12 protein-coding genes are annotated in these 14,533 nt (G+C 70.6%); 1 reads left to right on the forward strand and 11 read right to left on the reverse strand.

Annotated elements, in window-relative coordinates; all coding sequences use genetic code 11:
• Positions 1 to 114: 114 nt before the first annotated feature.
• Entirely contained in the window at positions 115 to 1,461 is a 1,347-nt protein-coding gene (locus OV427_RS44055; protein WP_267862233.1) for a hypothetical protein, read from the forward strand.
• Between the two features lie 9 nt (positions 1,462 to 1,470).
• Here the strand turns inward: OV427_RS44055 and OV427_RS44060 are convergent, their stop codons facing one another.
• The 11 genes from OV427_RS44060 to tssC are packed head-to-tail and all read right to left on the reverse strand — an operon-like array spanning position 1,471 to position 14,527.
• On the reverse strand, positions 1,471 to 2,004 hold the full coding sequence (locus OV427_RS44060; protein ID WP_267862234.1) for a hypothetical protein: 534 nt from the start codon (positions 2,002 to 2,004) through the stop codon (positions 1,471 to 1,473).
• On the reverse strand, positions 2,001 to 5,837 hold the full coding sequence (locus tag OV427_RS44065) for a type VI secretion IcmF C-terminal domain-containing protein (protein WP_267862235.1): 3,837 nt from the start codon (positions 5,835 to 5,837) through the stop codon (positions 2,001 to 2,003). The genes OV427_RS44060 and OV427_RS44065 overlap by 4 nt, the downstream gene beginning before the upstream one ends.
• Positions 5,838 to 5,839: 2 nt before the next feature.
• On the reverse strand, positions 5,840 to 6,169 hold the full coding sequence (locus OV427_RS44070; RefSeq protein ID WP_267862236.1) for a hypothetical protein: 330 nt from the start codon (positions 6,167 to 6,169) through the stop codon (positions 5,840 to 5,842).
• Positions 6,170 to 6,179: 10 nt separating this feature from the next.
• On the reverse strand, positions 6,180 to 6,812 hold the full coding sequence (locus OV427_RS44075; RefSeq protein WP_267862237.1) for a DotU family type IV/VI secretion system protein: 633 nt from the start codon (positions 6,810 to 6,812) through the stop codon (positions 6,180 to 6,182).
• On the reverse strand, positions 6,809 to 8,464 hold the full coding sequence (locus tag OV427_RS44080; protein ID WP_267862238.1) for a type VI secretion system baseplate subunit TssF: 1,656 nt from the start codon (positions 8,462 to 8,464) through the stop codon (positions 6,809 to 6,811). Before OV427_RS44080 ends, OV427_RS44075 begins: the two co-directional genes overlap by 4 nt.
• Before the next feature lie 16 nt (positions 8,465 to 8,480).
• Complete coding sequence (locus tag OV427_RS44085; RefSeq protein ID WP_267862239.1) at positions 8,481 to 9,083, reverse strand: hypothetical protein; 603 nt, start codon at positions 9,081 to 9,083, stop codon at positions 8,481 to 8,483.
• 15 nt (positions 9,084 to 9,098) lie between these two features.
• Positions 9,099 to 10,748, reverse strand: a complete 1,650-nt coding sequence (locus tag OV427_RS44090; protein ID WP_267862240.1) for a hypothetical protein — start codon at positions 10,746 to 10,748, stop codon at positions 9,099 to 9,101.
• Complete coding sequence (gene tssE / locus OV427_RS44095; protein ID WP_267862241.1) at positions 10,745 to 11,140, reverse strand: type VI secretion system baseplate subunit TssE; 396 nt, start codon at positions 11,138 to 11,140, stop codon at positions 10,745 to 10,747. Before tssE ends, OV427_RS44090 begins: the two co-directional genes overlap by 4 nt.
• A 1-nt stretch (position 11,141) precedes the next feature.
• On the reverse strand, positions 11,142 to 12,392 hold the full coding sequence (gene tssK, locus OV427_RS44100; protein WP_267862242.1) for a type VI secretion system baseplate subunit TssK: 1,251 nt from the start codon (positions 12,390 to 12,392) through the stop codon (positions 11,142 to 11,144).
• 23 nt (positions 12,393 to 12,415) lie between these two features.
• Positions 12,416 to 12,994: a hypothetical protein gene (locus tag OV427_RS44105; RefSeq protein ID WP_267862243.1), complete on the reverse strand. Its 579-nt coding sequence runs from the start codon at positions 12,992 to 12,994 to the stop codon at positions 12,416 to 12,418.
• Between the two features lie 42 nt (positions 12,995 to 13,036).
• A complete protein-coding gene (gene tssC, locus OV427_RS44110; protein WP_267862244.1) occupies positions 13,037 to 14,527 on the reverse strand; it encodes a type VI secretion system contractile sheath large subunit in 1,491 nt (496 codons plus the stop codon).
• Positions 14,528 to 14,533 lie beyond the last annotated feature (6 nt).

The raw sequence follows: 14,533 nt of genomic DNA on the forward strand, positions 1-14,533 counted from the left end.
GCGGCATGACATGGCAGCGCGGGAGCCGCGTGGCATGGATGTGCTGACGGCGCGGATGACGACGTGGGAGCGGCGTCGCAAGGCGGTGCGGAAGTCGGCAGGGGAGGGCACGTCATGAAGGCACTGCTCGGCACGGTGACGGAGCTGAAGGGTGAGCTGGAGTCCACCGGGGCAGGTTTCTCCTCGCGTCTTGGCGCTGCTCGCGAAGACGTCGAGGCTCGGGCTGGTGGTGTCGGGGCGCTTATCGCAACCTTGCGTCCCGAGATGGAGCCAGCACTCACCGCACTTTCCGCGCGCATCGAGGCGCTCGATGCGAAGCTTGCGGCGCGTGAGGACACGCCGGAAGTTGGCAGGCTCCGTGCGGGACTCCCTCCGTTGCGCGCCCAGGTGGAAGGCACGGCGAGCGCCGTGTCCGGGACGCTCGCCGCGCTGGAGCAGGGCGTGGGGGCGACGCTCACGAGCGCGACCGAGGGAGCCTCTGGCGCGCTGGATACGCTGGACACGCTCCTCTCCGGCCAGGTGGCCACGCTTCGCGGGCAGGTGGAGGCGGTGGAGGCGGCACTCCTTCCGGCCATCGAACAGGTGGAGGCCCTCATCACTGGAGCCCAGGAGGCCATGGATGCGCTGGTGAAGGCGGCCCTGGCCGCGGTCGCCGCCATTCGCGAGCCGCTCCAGCAGGCGGTGGACAGCGCGCTGTCCACGCTCGACTCCCTCGCCGGGCAATTGGCCGCCGTGAAGGAGCAGGTGATGGCCCTCTTCGCGCCACTGCCCGCCGTGCTCGAACAACTCCAGACGCTGTATCAGACGCTGACCGGCTCACTGGATGCGCTGCTCGTCCGGATCAACTCCCTGCTGGATGCGATTCCCGTCTCCAACCTCCCAAAGCCACTGGTGGACCCCGCGATTCAGGCGATTGGACAGGTGGTGACCCAGGTCACCCAGCAGCTCGGCACCTTCTCCAGCCAGGCTGCGCAGCAGCTCCAGTCCCTGCAGCAGCAGCTCCTCTCGCGCGTGGACTCCGTCCAGTCCCAGGCCGTGCAGCAGGTGGAGACACTCCAGCAGCAGCTCGTGCAGCAGGTGGACACGCTGAAGCAGTCCATCCTCCAGGCCGTTGAGCCGGCGGGCGCGCAGTTGGACCAGGCGGTGGCCGCGGCCGTCACGCAGCTCGGCACCGCGCGGGACCAGGCCGTGCAGCAGGTCCTCTCCGTGAAGGAGCCGCTGACCGCGCGGGTGGACGCGTTGAAGACCCAGGTGAAGGCCGGTCTGCCGGAGCTGGGTCAGCAGGTGGATGCCGGCACCGAGGCCGCGAAGGCGCAGGTGGATGCGGCCGTCACGGCCGCCGAGGCGCAGGTGGCCTCCGCGCGCACGCAGCTGAAGGCCGGGGTCGACGCGACGGACACCTCCGTGGGGGCCTCGCTCGACGCACTGGAGCTCCAGGCGGGAGCGCTCGCCACGGCGTGAGCGCGCGGCTCAGGGCGCCTTGGCCTCCACCTTCGCTTCGACCTTGGGCGCCTCGACTTTCGGAGCCTCCACCTTGGGCGCCTCGGCCTTCGGAGCCTCCGCCTTCTTCGCCACACCTCCCTTTCTGGTGGGGCGCCGCGCGACATCCGTACGGATGCGGCTCTCCTCCAGCTCGATGTCCACCTTGCCCGGGAAGGGCGCATCCAGCAGCACCTGCCAGGCGCCGTCCGGCGTGGTGAACAGGAAGGACACCGCCAGCGACGCGTCCTCGGGAACCTTCACGCGCGTCTCCGTCCGCGTCCCCGGGTACACCACCAGCGTCTCCACCATCGACTCGTCCGGGTGCACCACCTGCTTCGCCACGTCGGCGTAGGACTCCGTCAGGTACTGCTTCGCGTCCACCGCGCGCACCACCATCTGCAGCGGACGCCCCTGGTTCGCTCCCGGCGGAGCATTCACGCGCACCGACAGGTGACCCGGCCCGCAGCCCACCGCGCCCAACACCAGCGCCAGTCCCACCGCCCTCAAGCCGCCCGCGTTCATCGCACCACCTCCCGGAAGACGGTCCACGGCCCGCCCCGCATCCCGAAGCGCAGACTCAGCTCCGTCGCCACCGTGGCTTCCGGCCCGGGCAGGGGCCACGCCGCGTTCTGCTCCGCGTCGAACGACGCCTCATCCAGCAGTCGGAAGCAGTTCCACGACGAGCGCGACAGCTCCGTGGACCGGTAGCGCCGGGTCTCGCTCCCCGGCGTGCGCAGCTCCGCCCCCACCGAGGCCGTCTTCGGTTCCCACCAGCTCAGCGGGAACTCCTGCCAGGCCGGCGTCTGGTTGAACCCGAAGGCCGCGGCGGCGCCGCACTTCAGGAACGACATGGTGACGAACCCACTCGCGCCGGTCGCCGGCAGCGGCAGCGGGCGCACCTGCAGCGGCAGCGGCTTCGGCTTGCCCTCGTCGTCCCACAGCGCCCGGGACAGCCGGGACAGCCGGGACAGCATCAGCAACATGCGCGGCGGCACCGAGAGCTGCTGGCGCAGCGGCCGGCGCAGCATCCACTCCGTGCCCTTCTCCTCCACCACTGGTGTCAGCACCTGCGCGACGAACTGCCAGAAGGCCCCGTCCCCACGGCGCAGCACGTCCAGCTCTTCGGGGTCCAGTTCCTGGCTCGACTCGACGTTGAACGGGTAGCGCCGCAGCAGCGGCTCCAGTGTGCGCTGGCGCTGCTCGTCCCACTGCTCCGCGAGCACCCGCTCCAGCTCCGCCCGCCCCAGCTCGCGCGTCAGCACGAAGGGCTCGCGGAAGGGACGCCGCAGCTCGCCCAGCAGGCCTTGCTTGTCCAGCCACGCGTCCACCCGCGCCAGGTACGAGCCCTCGTCCTCCAGCATCATCGACAGCGCCACCCGTCCCAGCGGCGATATCAGGTCCACCAACTGCGTACCTCCACCCTCCGGCACCGCAGCCCCCGGGCCCGCCTTCGCCGCGGTGGGCGGCGAGGCTGCCGAGCCCCCCAGCTCCGCCTGGAGCTGGGACACCAGCAAGAGGTACGGCACGAGCTGCGCCGTCTGCCCGTCCTTGTCCGGCGTCATGAGCTGGACGATGGGGGAGAACATCGCCAGCTCCTGGCGCAGCGGTGCGTAGTAGGGGCTCTGCAGCGGGCCGATACCGGCTCCATCCGCCACCTCGCGCAGCATCGTCGTCAGCTCGGATGCGGGCTGGGAGAGCGCCGAGAGCTGCGAGGCCAGTGTCAGCGCTCCCGCCGTGAAGCGCTGCTCGCGGTAGCGCACCAGCAGGTCCTGCCGGTACTGCCGCGCGAAGTTGCCCACCTTGCGCAGTACGTAGGCCTGGCGCTGGGCCGCCTCCGCCTGGCTCAGCTTCGTGTCCGCCATGCGCAGGGTGAACTCGTCCACCAGCGGCTTGAGGTCCGTGTCGAACCCCAGGCGCCCCGTGGGCCGCGGCAGGGCCAGGCTGTCCCCCGTCCGCCCGGGTTGCGCGTCTGCCTCCGCCAGCCCCAGGCCAATATCGGACGCGGAGGACACGGCGCCCGCGGGAAGCCCCTTGGACGCGCGGCGCGGGAAGGGCCACCGCCCCGCCTCGCGCTGACGGATGAGCTTCTCCAGCAGCATCCGCGACACCTCGCGCGGGCGGAACTCGAAGGCCTGCTGGGGCATCCGCACCTCGATGCGGGCGTCGCCCTCGCCCGGAAGGAAGAGGCCGTCGGTGCGCGTGAGCAACTGCGCCGTGGTCATGGTCTCCACCGCCTCCAGCCCGGTGCCGATGTCCTCCTCCAGGCGCAGCACCTCCATCAGGTCCGCGCGGTGCTTGTGGAGCCAGTCCAGCGCCTGCGGGATGCTCCCCACATTTTTCAGCGTGCCCTGGTTCTCCGGCGCGCGAGAGGTGTCGATGAGCGCCAGCAACTCGCGCGTGGACGTGTACACGGCGCTGCGCGTGAGCACGGCGTGCAGCCGCCTGCGCTCCACCTCCAGCGCGTCCCATTGCTCCAGGTCCACCTCCCGGGCGGACAGCACCGTCTGGAGCCGCCGGAGGTGGGCCGTCCACGGGTTCAGGTAGCTGTCCACCTCCAGCCACGCGTAGGGCCACCGCAGCCACGCGGTGTCCGGCTGCTGCTCGGCCGCCACCAGCCAGGGCACATCGCTGCTGATGATGTAGTCACCCACGGCTTCCTCTCGCAGCCCCGTGGCCTGAACCCACGCACCGGCCTCCGAGGCGTGTCCCTCCGACAGGCGCACGCCGAGCGCGTCGGTGGCCCATCCCCAGCGCCGGTGATGCTTTGCGTTCAGCGACGACAGGATGTGGTTGCCCAGGTCGTCGTTGCGCGAAGCGCGGACCACCGCCAGCAGGTGCAGCATCTGCTCCGGCTGGCACAGCTTTTCGCGCTCGCAGTCGTCGGGGACGAGGCGCTCCGGCGACAGGGTGGACTCCGCCGGTGCGCAGCCGGGGATGAGGGCTCCGCAGCGCGAGCACTCCTGCTGGCAGCGCTCCAGCAAGGGCTTGAGGTGCGCCAGGCGGATGCCGCGGGCCATGCGTCCGCGCAGCCCCGTCATCTCCGGGGTGAAGCTGTCCTCGAGCGGCGGCCAGTAGCTCTTGGTGGACCAGAGCGTCGCCATGGCGTTCATGGTCGCCCGCGCCTTGCCCTCCACGACTTCGCCGGAAGGGGTGAGGTGCTGCTCCTCCAGGTGCGTCACCGTCGCGTCGAAGTCCGCCATCGCAGCCTCCGCCGAGTCCAGTCGCAGGCGGAAGACGCCGTACGCCGCGAGCACCGGCAAGCACCCGAGCGCCAGCAGCGCGGCGCAGCGTCGCAGGTGCACCCCGAGGTAGCGCGCCCGCAGCTCCGGTGCCTTCTGCTCTTGACGGAAGGTGAGCGCTCCGGCCGAGCGCGCCTCCGGCTCGGGCGAGGACAGGTACACGTGGGTGAGCTTCGGCGGGAATGAAAGGGCGCCGCCCTCGGACAGTCCGGTGACGAAGCGCGCGAGCGCCGCGAAGGACTCGCCGCCCCGGGCGTAGAACTCCTCCAGCCGGCCGAAGGACTCCACGGACAGAGACACCAGCCCGAGCGCGAAGTACTGCTCCATGGGCTGCAGGCCCGAGGCCAGCCTCGCCTCCTCGCCCGGCGGGGGCACGTCCCATTGCAGTGGGGCTCCGTGGGTGCGCAGCAGCCGGGCGAAGTCCGCGAAGCCCTCCATCGCATCCATGTGCGTCAGGCACAGCCGCGTCTCCACGGACGCCTTGCACACCTCGGTGAGGAGGTTGAGCTTGCCGCGCACCAACTGGGTGATGCGCCGCACCTCGTCCGGGGGCGACTCCGCCAGCCAGCGTGCATCCAGCGCGATGACGACCAGCGCCCGCTGCCGGCGGAAGGTCGCCTTCCACAGCTTCCGCAGCGCGCTGCGCGCCTCCCGCGAGTCGTCCTCCAGCAACGAGGACGACAACTCCTGCACCACCCGGTCCGCTCCGAGGAAGCACTGGAGCAGCGGGTCCGAGGTGTGGCTGGGCATGAACTGGCGCTCCTGCCTCCGCCAGTCCACCTCCAGGTCGATGAGCCGCGACTTGCCGCTGCCGGCGGGCCCGAGCACCACCACCGTGGGAAAGTCCCGCACGGCCACGCGGTAGCGCCAGGGCAGGGCCCCCAGGAAGCGCTGGCGGATGCGCAACAGCCTCCGGGACTCCAGCGTCCTGCGCGGCTCCCGGGCGGGCGCCTCGCGGCGCCGCTTGCGCCACCACCACACGATGGCCACCACCAGCGCCACGGCGAGGAGCACCGCCAGCCCCACCAGCACCCAGGTCAGGTACGGCCGCGCGGCCTCAGCGGTCTCCACCGCCGCGCCCGTGGCCGCCGTCACCTTGTCTCCGGCCCCCGCCATGCTCAGTCCCTCCTCCCGCCTGCGTCCGCGCGGGACGCAAGCTGCAGGCCCTCGAGGACGTCCTCCAGGACGTCCATCGACTGGAGCAGTCGCGCGCGCCAGGCCTCCCGCTCCTTCGGTGCAGGACGCGTGCCTCCGGGCCCGGGCTCCAGTGCTCGTGCGCCCTGGCGCAGCGTGTCCACCAGCGGCTCGGTGCCCGCGCGCAGCGCACCCAGCTCCGCTTCCATCAACTGCTCCAGGTGCTCCAGGCGCCGGGGCATTCCCTCCGGCTCCCGGACCGCGGTGCTCCGCTCGCGGGCGGAGGCGGCAGCGGGGGGACGCGCTTCGCTCATGGTCCGCACCTCAGAGGTTGGACAGCCGCCACAGCACCACGGGCAGCAGGAGGATGATGACGGCCGTGACGGCGTAGTACCGCCACGGGAAGTCGTAGACGGTGGGCGCGGGCGCGGCGAGCGTGTGGGCCTCCGGCGCGGCCACCCGCTCCGGCTGGGGGATGCGCGCCGCCAGTCGCTCGCGGTACTCGCGCAGGCGGGCCGGGTGGCCCACGTGGCGTCCGGTGAAGCCGGCGGTGAGGCAGAAGTGGAGCAGCTCGAAGAGCAGGGGCGGCGTGTCCTGGCGACGCAGCCCGGTGTCGGCCAGCTCGAAGAAGGCGTCACCACCCGAGTCCACGCCGAACAGCTTCAACTGGAGCAGTGGCCAGTGTGGCGCGTCCGCGTCGTCCAGCCGCCGCAGCGCCTTCTCGTCCACCAGGAAGGTGAAGGGCTGGAGGGCCTGCTCCACGTCCTCGGAGCGCAGCTCCGCGCTCAGCGCGGCGCGCAGTCCTTCCACCTCGGCTTGCAGGCGCCGCGCGAGTGCGTCCAGCGTCTCCGGGGACAGGCGCTCGCGCGACGCGTCCAGGGGCGGCAGCTCGGCGTCGAGCAGGTCGTCCACGCGGCGGTACACCAGCAGGATGGTCTTCCAGTGCGACAGCTTCATGTCGGCGCTCCTTCCGGCAGCGTCAGCGGGCCCACGCCGGCCACGGTGGCCCGCAGCTCCACCGACGCCTCGTGGTTCCACGCGTCCAGCAGGCGCTTCACCAGGTCGAGGAAGCACACCACCAGCGGCTCCAGGCCGGGCTCGAACGGCTCCAGCACCACCTCGTAGACGTGCCGCAGCCCCGAGCCGCGCAGGGCGCTGTCCGGCACGCGCGACACGGACAGCTCGCGCAACAGCGGCAGGACGCGGCGGAAGGGCCCCTCCCTTGGAGTGCCCAGGTGCTCCAGCACCGCGCGCAATTCGTCCAGGCCCAGCGTGGCCCGCGCCTTCCAGGCCAGCAACTGCGTGAGCGCCGTCAGGTCATCGTGCAGCGGGCTGTCCCGGTGCGGCTGCAGCGGACCCGCCAGCCGCCAGTCCAGCCCCTCGATGAAGCGGCCCGGCACCGTGACGCCAACGCGGCCCGAGGCCTCCGCGGCGAAGCGGGGCTGGTGCCAGAGCGCCTCCACCACCAGCTTGCGCGGCGTGGTGAAGGCCTCTGGCATCCGCAGCACCAACTGGGGCGAGGGGCCATTCGCGCCGGGCACGTCCTCCACCTCATAGGAAGGCCCCGTGCCCGGCAGGTGCGTCGGGCGCAGCGGGGAGAGTCCCGCCTTCGTCAGCTCGTACACGCCCGTCACCGAGTGCAGCGCCAGCTCGCGCCCGGCGCTCATGTTGCGGATGGGGTGCTCGGAGCGCGTGCCGTCCGTGGTGATGACCTGCGCCGGCTCCGCTTTGAGATTCACCACCGGTACCGCGAAGGGCACGAAGAAGTCCGGCCGGTGCGAGCGCCCCACCGTCCACGCCTGCGCCAGGTCGAAGCACACGCTGAAGCGGCGCCACGCCCCGGGCGCGGGCGGCACCTCCACGTGGACGAACAGCTCCGGCTCCGGGAAGAGGACCGCGGCGCGCAACTGCTGGAGCGGGTGCGCGTACGCCGCGGTGTCGTCCGGTGCGGGCGCCTCGCGGCCGAAGGACACCGCGCAGGTGGCGCCCGTGGAGTGCTCGTCCGCCCGCTCCCCGTACACCACGCTCACGCCCCGCACGTGCTGGCGCAGCGCGTGGAACACCGCCAGCGACGGGAGGTACTCGTCCAGATGGCGCACGTGCAGGCTCAGTGTGCCCACCGCGTCGTTGCGCTCGTGGCGCGACTCGAAGGTGAGGATGAGCCGGTGGCCCCCGCGCACCAGCGGGCGCACCTCCGTGGACTCCAGCGTCACGGGCAGCACGCGCAGGTCGCGCTGGAGGCGGAAGGTACCGGCCACGCCGTCCGCGGGCGTCAGCCGCAGCTCCGTGCCCCGGGGCAGCACCACGGCCTCGCCCAGCTTTCCGGTGGGCACCGCCTGTACCACCGCGGCGGTGGGCAGCGGCTCCAGCAGGAAGTCGAAGAAGCCGGCGAAGAGGCGCCGCCAGGTGGAGCGCAGGTTCTGCAGTGTCGCGTGCCGCGTCTGCACGGAGAAGAAGGCCAGCGCCTCGATGAGGCGCCTCACGTCCGGGTCCTCCTTCTCCAGCGGGGCCGCGGGGTAGCGCTCGTGGAAGTGCTGGCGGAAGCGCTCCAGCGAGGACATCTCCTCGAGGAAGTCCTGGTAGATGCGGTCTGTCGTCGCCTGGCTCACCGTGTCGCTCCCTTGCTCAGCCCAGCTTCACCAGCGCACCCGCCACGCTGGTGATGCCGCTCGCCTTGAGGTTCGCCATGCCCTGCGCTTCCAAGTCGAGCGAGGCCTGACCGGACACCTTCGCCATGGCCCCGGCCAGCTCCGCCTGCGTCTGGCCGGACAGCTTCAGCGTGAGGCCCTCCACCTTCGCCTCGCCGCCGGTGGCCTTCATCGCCGCGGACAGGCCCTGGAGCGCGAGCGACCCGGTGGCCTCCACGTTGACGTTGGCCGTGGACGACAGCTTCGCGTCCGCGGTGGCGCTCTGCGTGAGCTTCGCCTGCGAGGTGAGCGTCATGTCCTGCGTGCTCTCCAGCGCGAGCGTGGCCTGGCTCGTCCACTTCGAGGCCTGCTTGGACAGGAGGGTGACGGTGTCCGCGTCCACCTTGAAGTCCTTGCAGGTGACGGTGACGCTGTCCGCCTTCTGCACCACGGTGCTGGTGTCGGACGCCCCGGCGACCTTCATCGTGATGCTGGTGCCGTCCATCACCACCGTCTGCACGATGTTCCCCTCGGCGTTGTTCACCTTGACGGTGATGCCCTTCTGCTTGTCCAGCTCGATGGTGCAGACCAGCGTCCCCATGACGTCTCCTCGCCCTCAGGCCTGCTCCTCCTCCACGTGGATGAGCAGCGTGCCCTCCTTGATTTCGATGCGGGCCGTGTCCTTCGCGTTGGTTCTCTGCAAGAGGAAGACCGGCTTGCCGTCCGTGTACGAGTGCTTCAGCGACGTGCCGCTCTGCGCCGTCTTGCCGACCATCAGGTGCACGCCCTGGCCGTCCGCGGGCATGCGCGCCCCGTCACGCCAGTCCAGGAAGCGCTTGAGCCAGGCCTTCTGGAAGTCCAGCGCCACCAGCACGCGCTGTCCCTTGTAGGCGGGGAAGTAGAAGTGCCCCGGCAAGAGGTGCGGGTTGAAGGGGACGGTGATGACCTGGTCCTCCCACAGCGGCACCTTCACCCGGTAGCCGTCCAGCGACGTGGCGCTGTCCGTGTACGCCTGCCACGTCTCGTCGGCCTCCTCGCCGACCTCGCTGACGATGGTGCCCTCCACGTAGCGCGGCCAGCGCGGCGGCGTGTACGGCGGCAGGTCCACCCACGTCTCCTCCTGGCGCTCCAGCCGCGTGGCCATGGAGAAGTGGAAGCCCGCGTGGGGCTCCAGGTGCGCCGCGTCCGGGCCGGGCTTGAGCGCCTCGCCGCGCACGTGCAGGTGGCGCACGCGGTACGTCCCACCCGCCGCCAGCCCCGTTGCGGACCAGGCCTCCGCCGACGGCAGCTTCACGAGCGTCCCGGGCGCGAGCGCCGCGGCGGGGAAGCGGCGCCAGCCCAGCTCCACTTCCATCCCGGGCACCTTGAGGCGCGCTGTCTCCAGCGTCACCCGCGCATCCACCTCGTCAGCGACGGAGGTGCGCAGCAGCACGTCCTGGCGGATGCCGGTGACGGCCTGGGTATTCGCGATGGGCGTGGTGGCCGCGCCCTCCGCCACCGCGTTGAGCACCGCCATTTCGTGACGGGGCACCTCCGGGAAGCTGAGCGCCACGGTGTCCACGTCCGGAGCGAGCACATCCACCGGCGTCCCCGAGGCCGCCTTCGCCGCGGACAGCGAGAGCCCCTGCGCCGTGTAGTCCCAGGCCAGCACGCCATTGCGCGTGTGCACGTACCAGATGAGGAAGTCGTAGAAGCTGGCGCCGTCCTCTGGCGGCAGCCCGAGGAAGAGCTGCGCGTGCGTCGTCCCCAGGCCGTCCTGCCAGTCGTACGTGAGGGAGACCTTCTCGCCCTTGTGTGCGTCCAGCACGTCCTGCACCGTCTTCTGCGTGTAGAGGCAGACGGGGTGGTGCTGCCCCCACAGCAGCCGCGCCGCGTCCACGAAGCGCACTCCGTAGCGACGGAACAGCAGGGGCGTGCCCGGCTGCGGGGCCGCGGGCAGCTCCACCAGCGAGCGCTCCACCACCAGGCCCTTCACCTTCACCGGGGTGATTGCGGGCTGGGTCGCGGCATCCGTCTGCACCGCCTTCAGCTCCAGCGCCACCTCCAGCAGATCCGGCTCCAGGAAGGCGGCCTTCAGCGCGTCCGATTCCAGCCCGCCCACCGCCGCGTTGTCCGCGACGAGGAAGTCCACCCGGCCCTCGAAGCCCCAGGCGCGCAGGTCCAGCTCGAAGGACTTCACGTCGCCGGGAGGAATGGCGTGCGCGGTGCCTCCGGCGGTGAGGGTGACGGACACGGCGAGCCGGTCATCGAAGGTGCTCGCCTTCATGGCTCCGGCTCCACCCGCACCCGGCCACTCTGGGTGTCGAAGAGCAGGCGCAGCTTGTGGCGCGTGCCGCCCAGCACGGCGCTCAGCCCGAAGTGCAGCCAGAGGCCGGCGTCCCGGCCCCGCAGCGTCACCTCCACCTCCGTCAGGCGCGGCTCGTGGCGGGCAATCTCCTCGCGCAGCTCGGCGGTGAGCGTCTCCACCAGCTCCCGCGTGCCGTACTTCTCCGTGTAGTCGCCCAGGCCGAAGTCGCGCCGGAAGTAGCCGTAGCCCTCGCGCGTGTTGAGCACGGCCTCCAGGTTGAGCAGCACGTGCTCCAGGCCGTGCCGTCCCGTGGACCCGGCCCCGGCTCGGTGCCTCCCGGAGAACTTGTCGAGGAACGAGGCGCGCCCCATGTCACGCCTTCCGCCAGAAGAGCGAGACCTGCGCCCCCTGGAGCGCGGGAGTGACGAAGAAGGCCACGCCGTCCTCGCGCAGCGCGAGCTGCCACTCCTCACCGGGGACGAGCTGGTACCAGTCGATTTCCGGGCCCAGCGCGTGCGGGAAGGCCGGGTGGGGCACGTGGTGGAAGGGGATGCCCTTGAGGGCCATGCGCCGCACCATGGACAGGCGCGAGGGGCTGGCCAGCTTCACCCCGTCCAGGGGCAGCGGCTCCGCGGCCTGACGGCGCTGCACCAGCAGGTACACCTCGCTGCCGTCCCGCACCTCCGTGGGCAGCGGCGAGAAGGTGAACTGTCCGTCCCGCGCCGCGAAGGGCCTGTGCGTGGTCCGAGTCGCTTCCGGACGGAGCGCGCGCGTCAGCAGCTCCAGCCAGCGTCCCAGCCCCTTGCCGGGCGCGTCGTGCTGGTACGCGGGCAGCGTCCCGTCGGGAAGCAGCTCCAGGTAGCAGCACGCCTCGAAGTAGAGCTGCCGCAGGGCGTCGAAGAGGGCGTAGGGGTGGGGGGAGATGTGGTGCCGCATGTCGTCCCGCAGCGATTGCAACCTGTGGACCTGGCACAGCGCCCGGCGGGCGCTGGAGAGCCTGTCGCTGCGCAGGTAGCTGTCCGACAGGCGCGCCAGGAGCTGGAGGCGGGACTGCTCCAGCAGCGCGTCCAGCCGTCCCAGCAGGCCGCCCAGGAAGGGGTGGGGGCCCACCAGCAGCAGCGGTGGCACCTGCTCCTCCGCCAGGTGCCACACCCCTTCGGTGTCGCGGCGGAACGTGGCCAGGGCCAGCGAGTCCACCGCCCCGTCCAGCACCGGCTCCGCCGACAGCCGCAGCACGCGCAGCACCCGCTCCAGCACTGGCGGATCCTCCGCGTACAGGCGTACTCCTTCGGCGCTCGTCGTGTCCCGCAGCACGTGCAGGTACACGGTGGCCTCCGAGCGGCCGGTGCCCTCCAGTGAGAAGGGCGCCAGCACCGCGTTGCCCGGCACGTCCACCACGAAGCCGGCGGGCGTCACCGCCGTCAGCGTGGAGACGGACAGGCTGCCGCCGGCCAGCAGCGGCTCGCTCCACGTCAGCGCCGCCACGCCGTGGGCCGGCATGCCGGACAGCGAGGCGTGGAGGCGGACCTGCGCCTCCAGCGCCTGCTCCTGGGCCTCGAAGTGCTCCGGAAGCAGCGTCTGGCCGACATGCCAGCGGACGCGGGCGAGCTTGAAGGGGGACATGGGGCGCTCGGGGTGAAGAGTGGCTACGCCGTCTCCGTCACGCCCCACTTCTTCACGATGTTCTTCGAGGACGCCGCCGCCACGTTGACGGACTGCTCCAGCGTCTTGGGCTTGATGCCAATCTGGAAGGCGAAGTTCTTGGGCGACTGCACCTCCCGCGACTCGTTGTTCGCCACCTTGATGGTCAGCCGGTCCCCGTTCTTCTCCAGGATGCCGTTGAGGTCCGAGTCCACGAAATTGGACTTGAAGTACTTCTTGGCGATGGGGTCGTACTCGTAGACGACGTACTTGAAGACCACCTCCACGTTGGCGAAGGTGCCCAGCAGCATCTCGGCGATCTTCGTCTTGTTGGACGTGGACAGCTGCCCGTTGAAGTACATGGCGTCGGTGACGCCGGTGTCCCAGTGGTAGCTGTTGAGCACGGCGACCACCTTGGACGTGAGCGCCTTGTCGGGCTGCTCGGGGTCCGAGATGGTCTCCATGTCCGCGGTGAGCGCCTGGCCGCCAATGCTGACGGACAGGATGTAGCCGACGGCGGTCTGCTGGTCCTTCTTGAAGTTGAAGCCCTGGTACACGTCCAGGTCGCGAGAAAACTCAGGCATGGCTTGCTCCTAAATGTGGAAAGGGTGGGACGTGGCGCCGCGCTAGCCGAGCCGGGACTCGAGCATCAGCTCCACGTTGAGGCCTTCGAACTGGATGTGCGGGAGGACGGCGACCTTGCAGTCGTACCAGCCGATCTCCCCCGCGCGCTGCAGCACCTCGACGCTGGTGGCCTTGAAGGGGAAGCGCCGCACCGTCAGGTCGTCCGGGCTGGCCACCGTGGTGACGTAGCCGGCCAGCCACGCGTCGATCTGCCGCTGGATGTACGCCGCGTCCGCGGTGCTGCCGATGTTGTCCCGCATGATGCACTTGATGTAGTGCGCCAGCCGGGTGATGGAGAACGTGTAGGCCAGGTTCGTGACGAGCTGCGAGTTCTCCGAGTCCTTGGGGTCCTTGAAGCGCTTGGACACCTTGGCGGACTGGGTGCTGAAGAACGTCGCGTCGCTGGAGCTCTTCCGGTACACCAGCGGCATGAAGCCGCAGCGGGCGAACTCGTACTCGCGGTAGTCGGGAATCGCGATCTCCACCGGCGCCTTCAGCTCCTCCTGGCCGCGCAGGAAGAAGGTGTCCACCGGCAGGCCGTTGATGAGGCCGCCGCCCTTGGGGCCGCGGATGGCCTGGCACCAGCCGGAGATCTCGAACGCCTTCGCCATGTTGCGGGCGAAGAGGATGGCCGCGTTGCCCCAGAGGTACTTCTTCGAGTCACCCTGGGAGTCCTCGGTGAAGTGCAGGTCGTCACACGGGTTCTTGTCCGGGTGCCAGGGCAGGCGCAGCACGTAGCGCGGGAAGGTGAGGCCCAGGTACGCGGCCTCCTCGCTGTCGCGCAGCGCGTTCCACTTGCCGTAGCGCGGGTGGGCCAGCGCACCCTCGAGGTCCTTGATGGCCTCCATCTCCTCCACCTTCTCGCAGCCGAAGAACTTCGGGCTGACGGCGCCGATGAAGGGGCAGTGCGCGGCGTTGGCCACCTTGGCCATGGCCTGCAGCCACTTGATGTCGGCGGGGGAGGAGCTGAACTCGTACTGGCCGATGAGCGCGCCGAAGGGCCGGCCGCCGTACTGGTCGTACTCCTGGATGTAGACCTTGTCGAAGAGCGCCCCCGCGAAGACGTCCGCGGAGTTGTTCTCGAAGTCCTGGGCCAGCTCGCTCTTGGCCACGTCCAGCAGGTCGATGGCGATGTTGGCCTTGAAGTTGGTGTGCGCGACGAGGTCCTCCAGGCCACGCCAGGCGGACTCCATCTCCTGGAACTTGTCGTGGTGGAGGATTTCGTTCATCTGGTCGTCGATCATCGCGTCGATGCGGCTGATGACGTCCAGCACCTGGCCCTTGTCGAAGCGCACGGCGTCGCCCTGGCCCGTCTCGGCGGGGGGCACGTTCTGGAGGAGCGCGGCCAGGGAGGACATGAAGCGCGCCTCGATGGTGACCTCCTTCTCATCGAGGGCGGGGACGAACTTCTCGGCGATCATCGGCTTGGCGTCCGCGGGACGCTCCAGCCGCACGCTCTTGAAGAGATTGGGCAGATAAGAGGTTTCAGCCATGGTGGG

The organism is Pyxidicoccus sp. MSG2, from assembly GCF_026626705.1.
Classification (GTDB): domain Bacteria; phylum Myxococcota; class Myxococcia; order Myxococcales; family Myxococcaceae; genus Myxococcus.

Bases quoted from the DNA above. Each gene is read 5' to 3' on its own strand.
- OV427_RS44105 (WP_267862243.1), bottom strand. From the start codon at position 12,994: ATGCCTGAGTTTTCTCGCGACCTGGACGTGTACCAGGGCTTCAACTTC.
- tssK (WP_267862242.1), bottom strand. From the start codon at position 12,392: ATGTCCCCCTTCAAGCTCGCCCGCGTCCGCTGGCATGTCGGCCAGACG.
- OV427_RS44055 (WP_267862233.1), top strand. From the start codon at position 115: ATGAAGGCACTGCTCGGCACGGTGACGGAGCTGAAGGGTGAGCTGGAG.
- tssE (WP_267862241.1), bottom strand. From the start codon at position 11,140: ATGGGGCGCGCCTCGTTCCTCGACAAGTTCTCCGGGAGGCACCGAGCC.
- OV427_RS44060 (WP_267862234.1), bottom strand. From the start codon at position 2,004: ATGAACGCGGGCGGCTTGAGGGCGGTGGGACTGGCGCTGGTGTTGGGC.
- OV427_RS44075 (WP_267862237.1), bottom strand. From the start codon at position 6,812: ATGAAGCTGTCGCACTGGAAGACCATCCTGCTGGTGTACCGCCGCGTG.
- OV427_RS44065 (WP_267862235.1), bottom strand. From the start codon at position 5,837: ATGGCGGGGGCCGGAGACAAGGTGACGGCGGCCACGGGCGCGGCGGTG.
- OV427_RS44090 (WP_267862240.1), bottom strand. From the start codon at position 10,748: ATGAAGGCGAGCACCTTCGATGACCGGCTCGCCGTGTCCGTCACCCTC.
- OV427_RS44070 (WP_267862236.1), bottom strand. From the start codon at position 6,169: ATGAGCGAAGCGCGTCCCCCCGCTGCCGCCTCCGCCCGCGAGCGGAGC.
- tssC (WP_267862244.1), bottom strand. From the start codon at position 14,527: ATGGCTGAAACCTCTTATCTGCCCAATCTCTTCAAGAGCGTGCGGCTG.
- OV427_RS44085 (WP_267862239.1), bottom strand. From the start codon at position 9,083: ATGGGGACGCTGGTCTGCACCATCGAGCTGGACAAGCAGAAGGGCATC.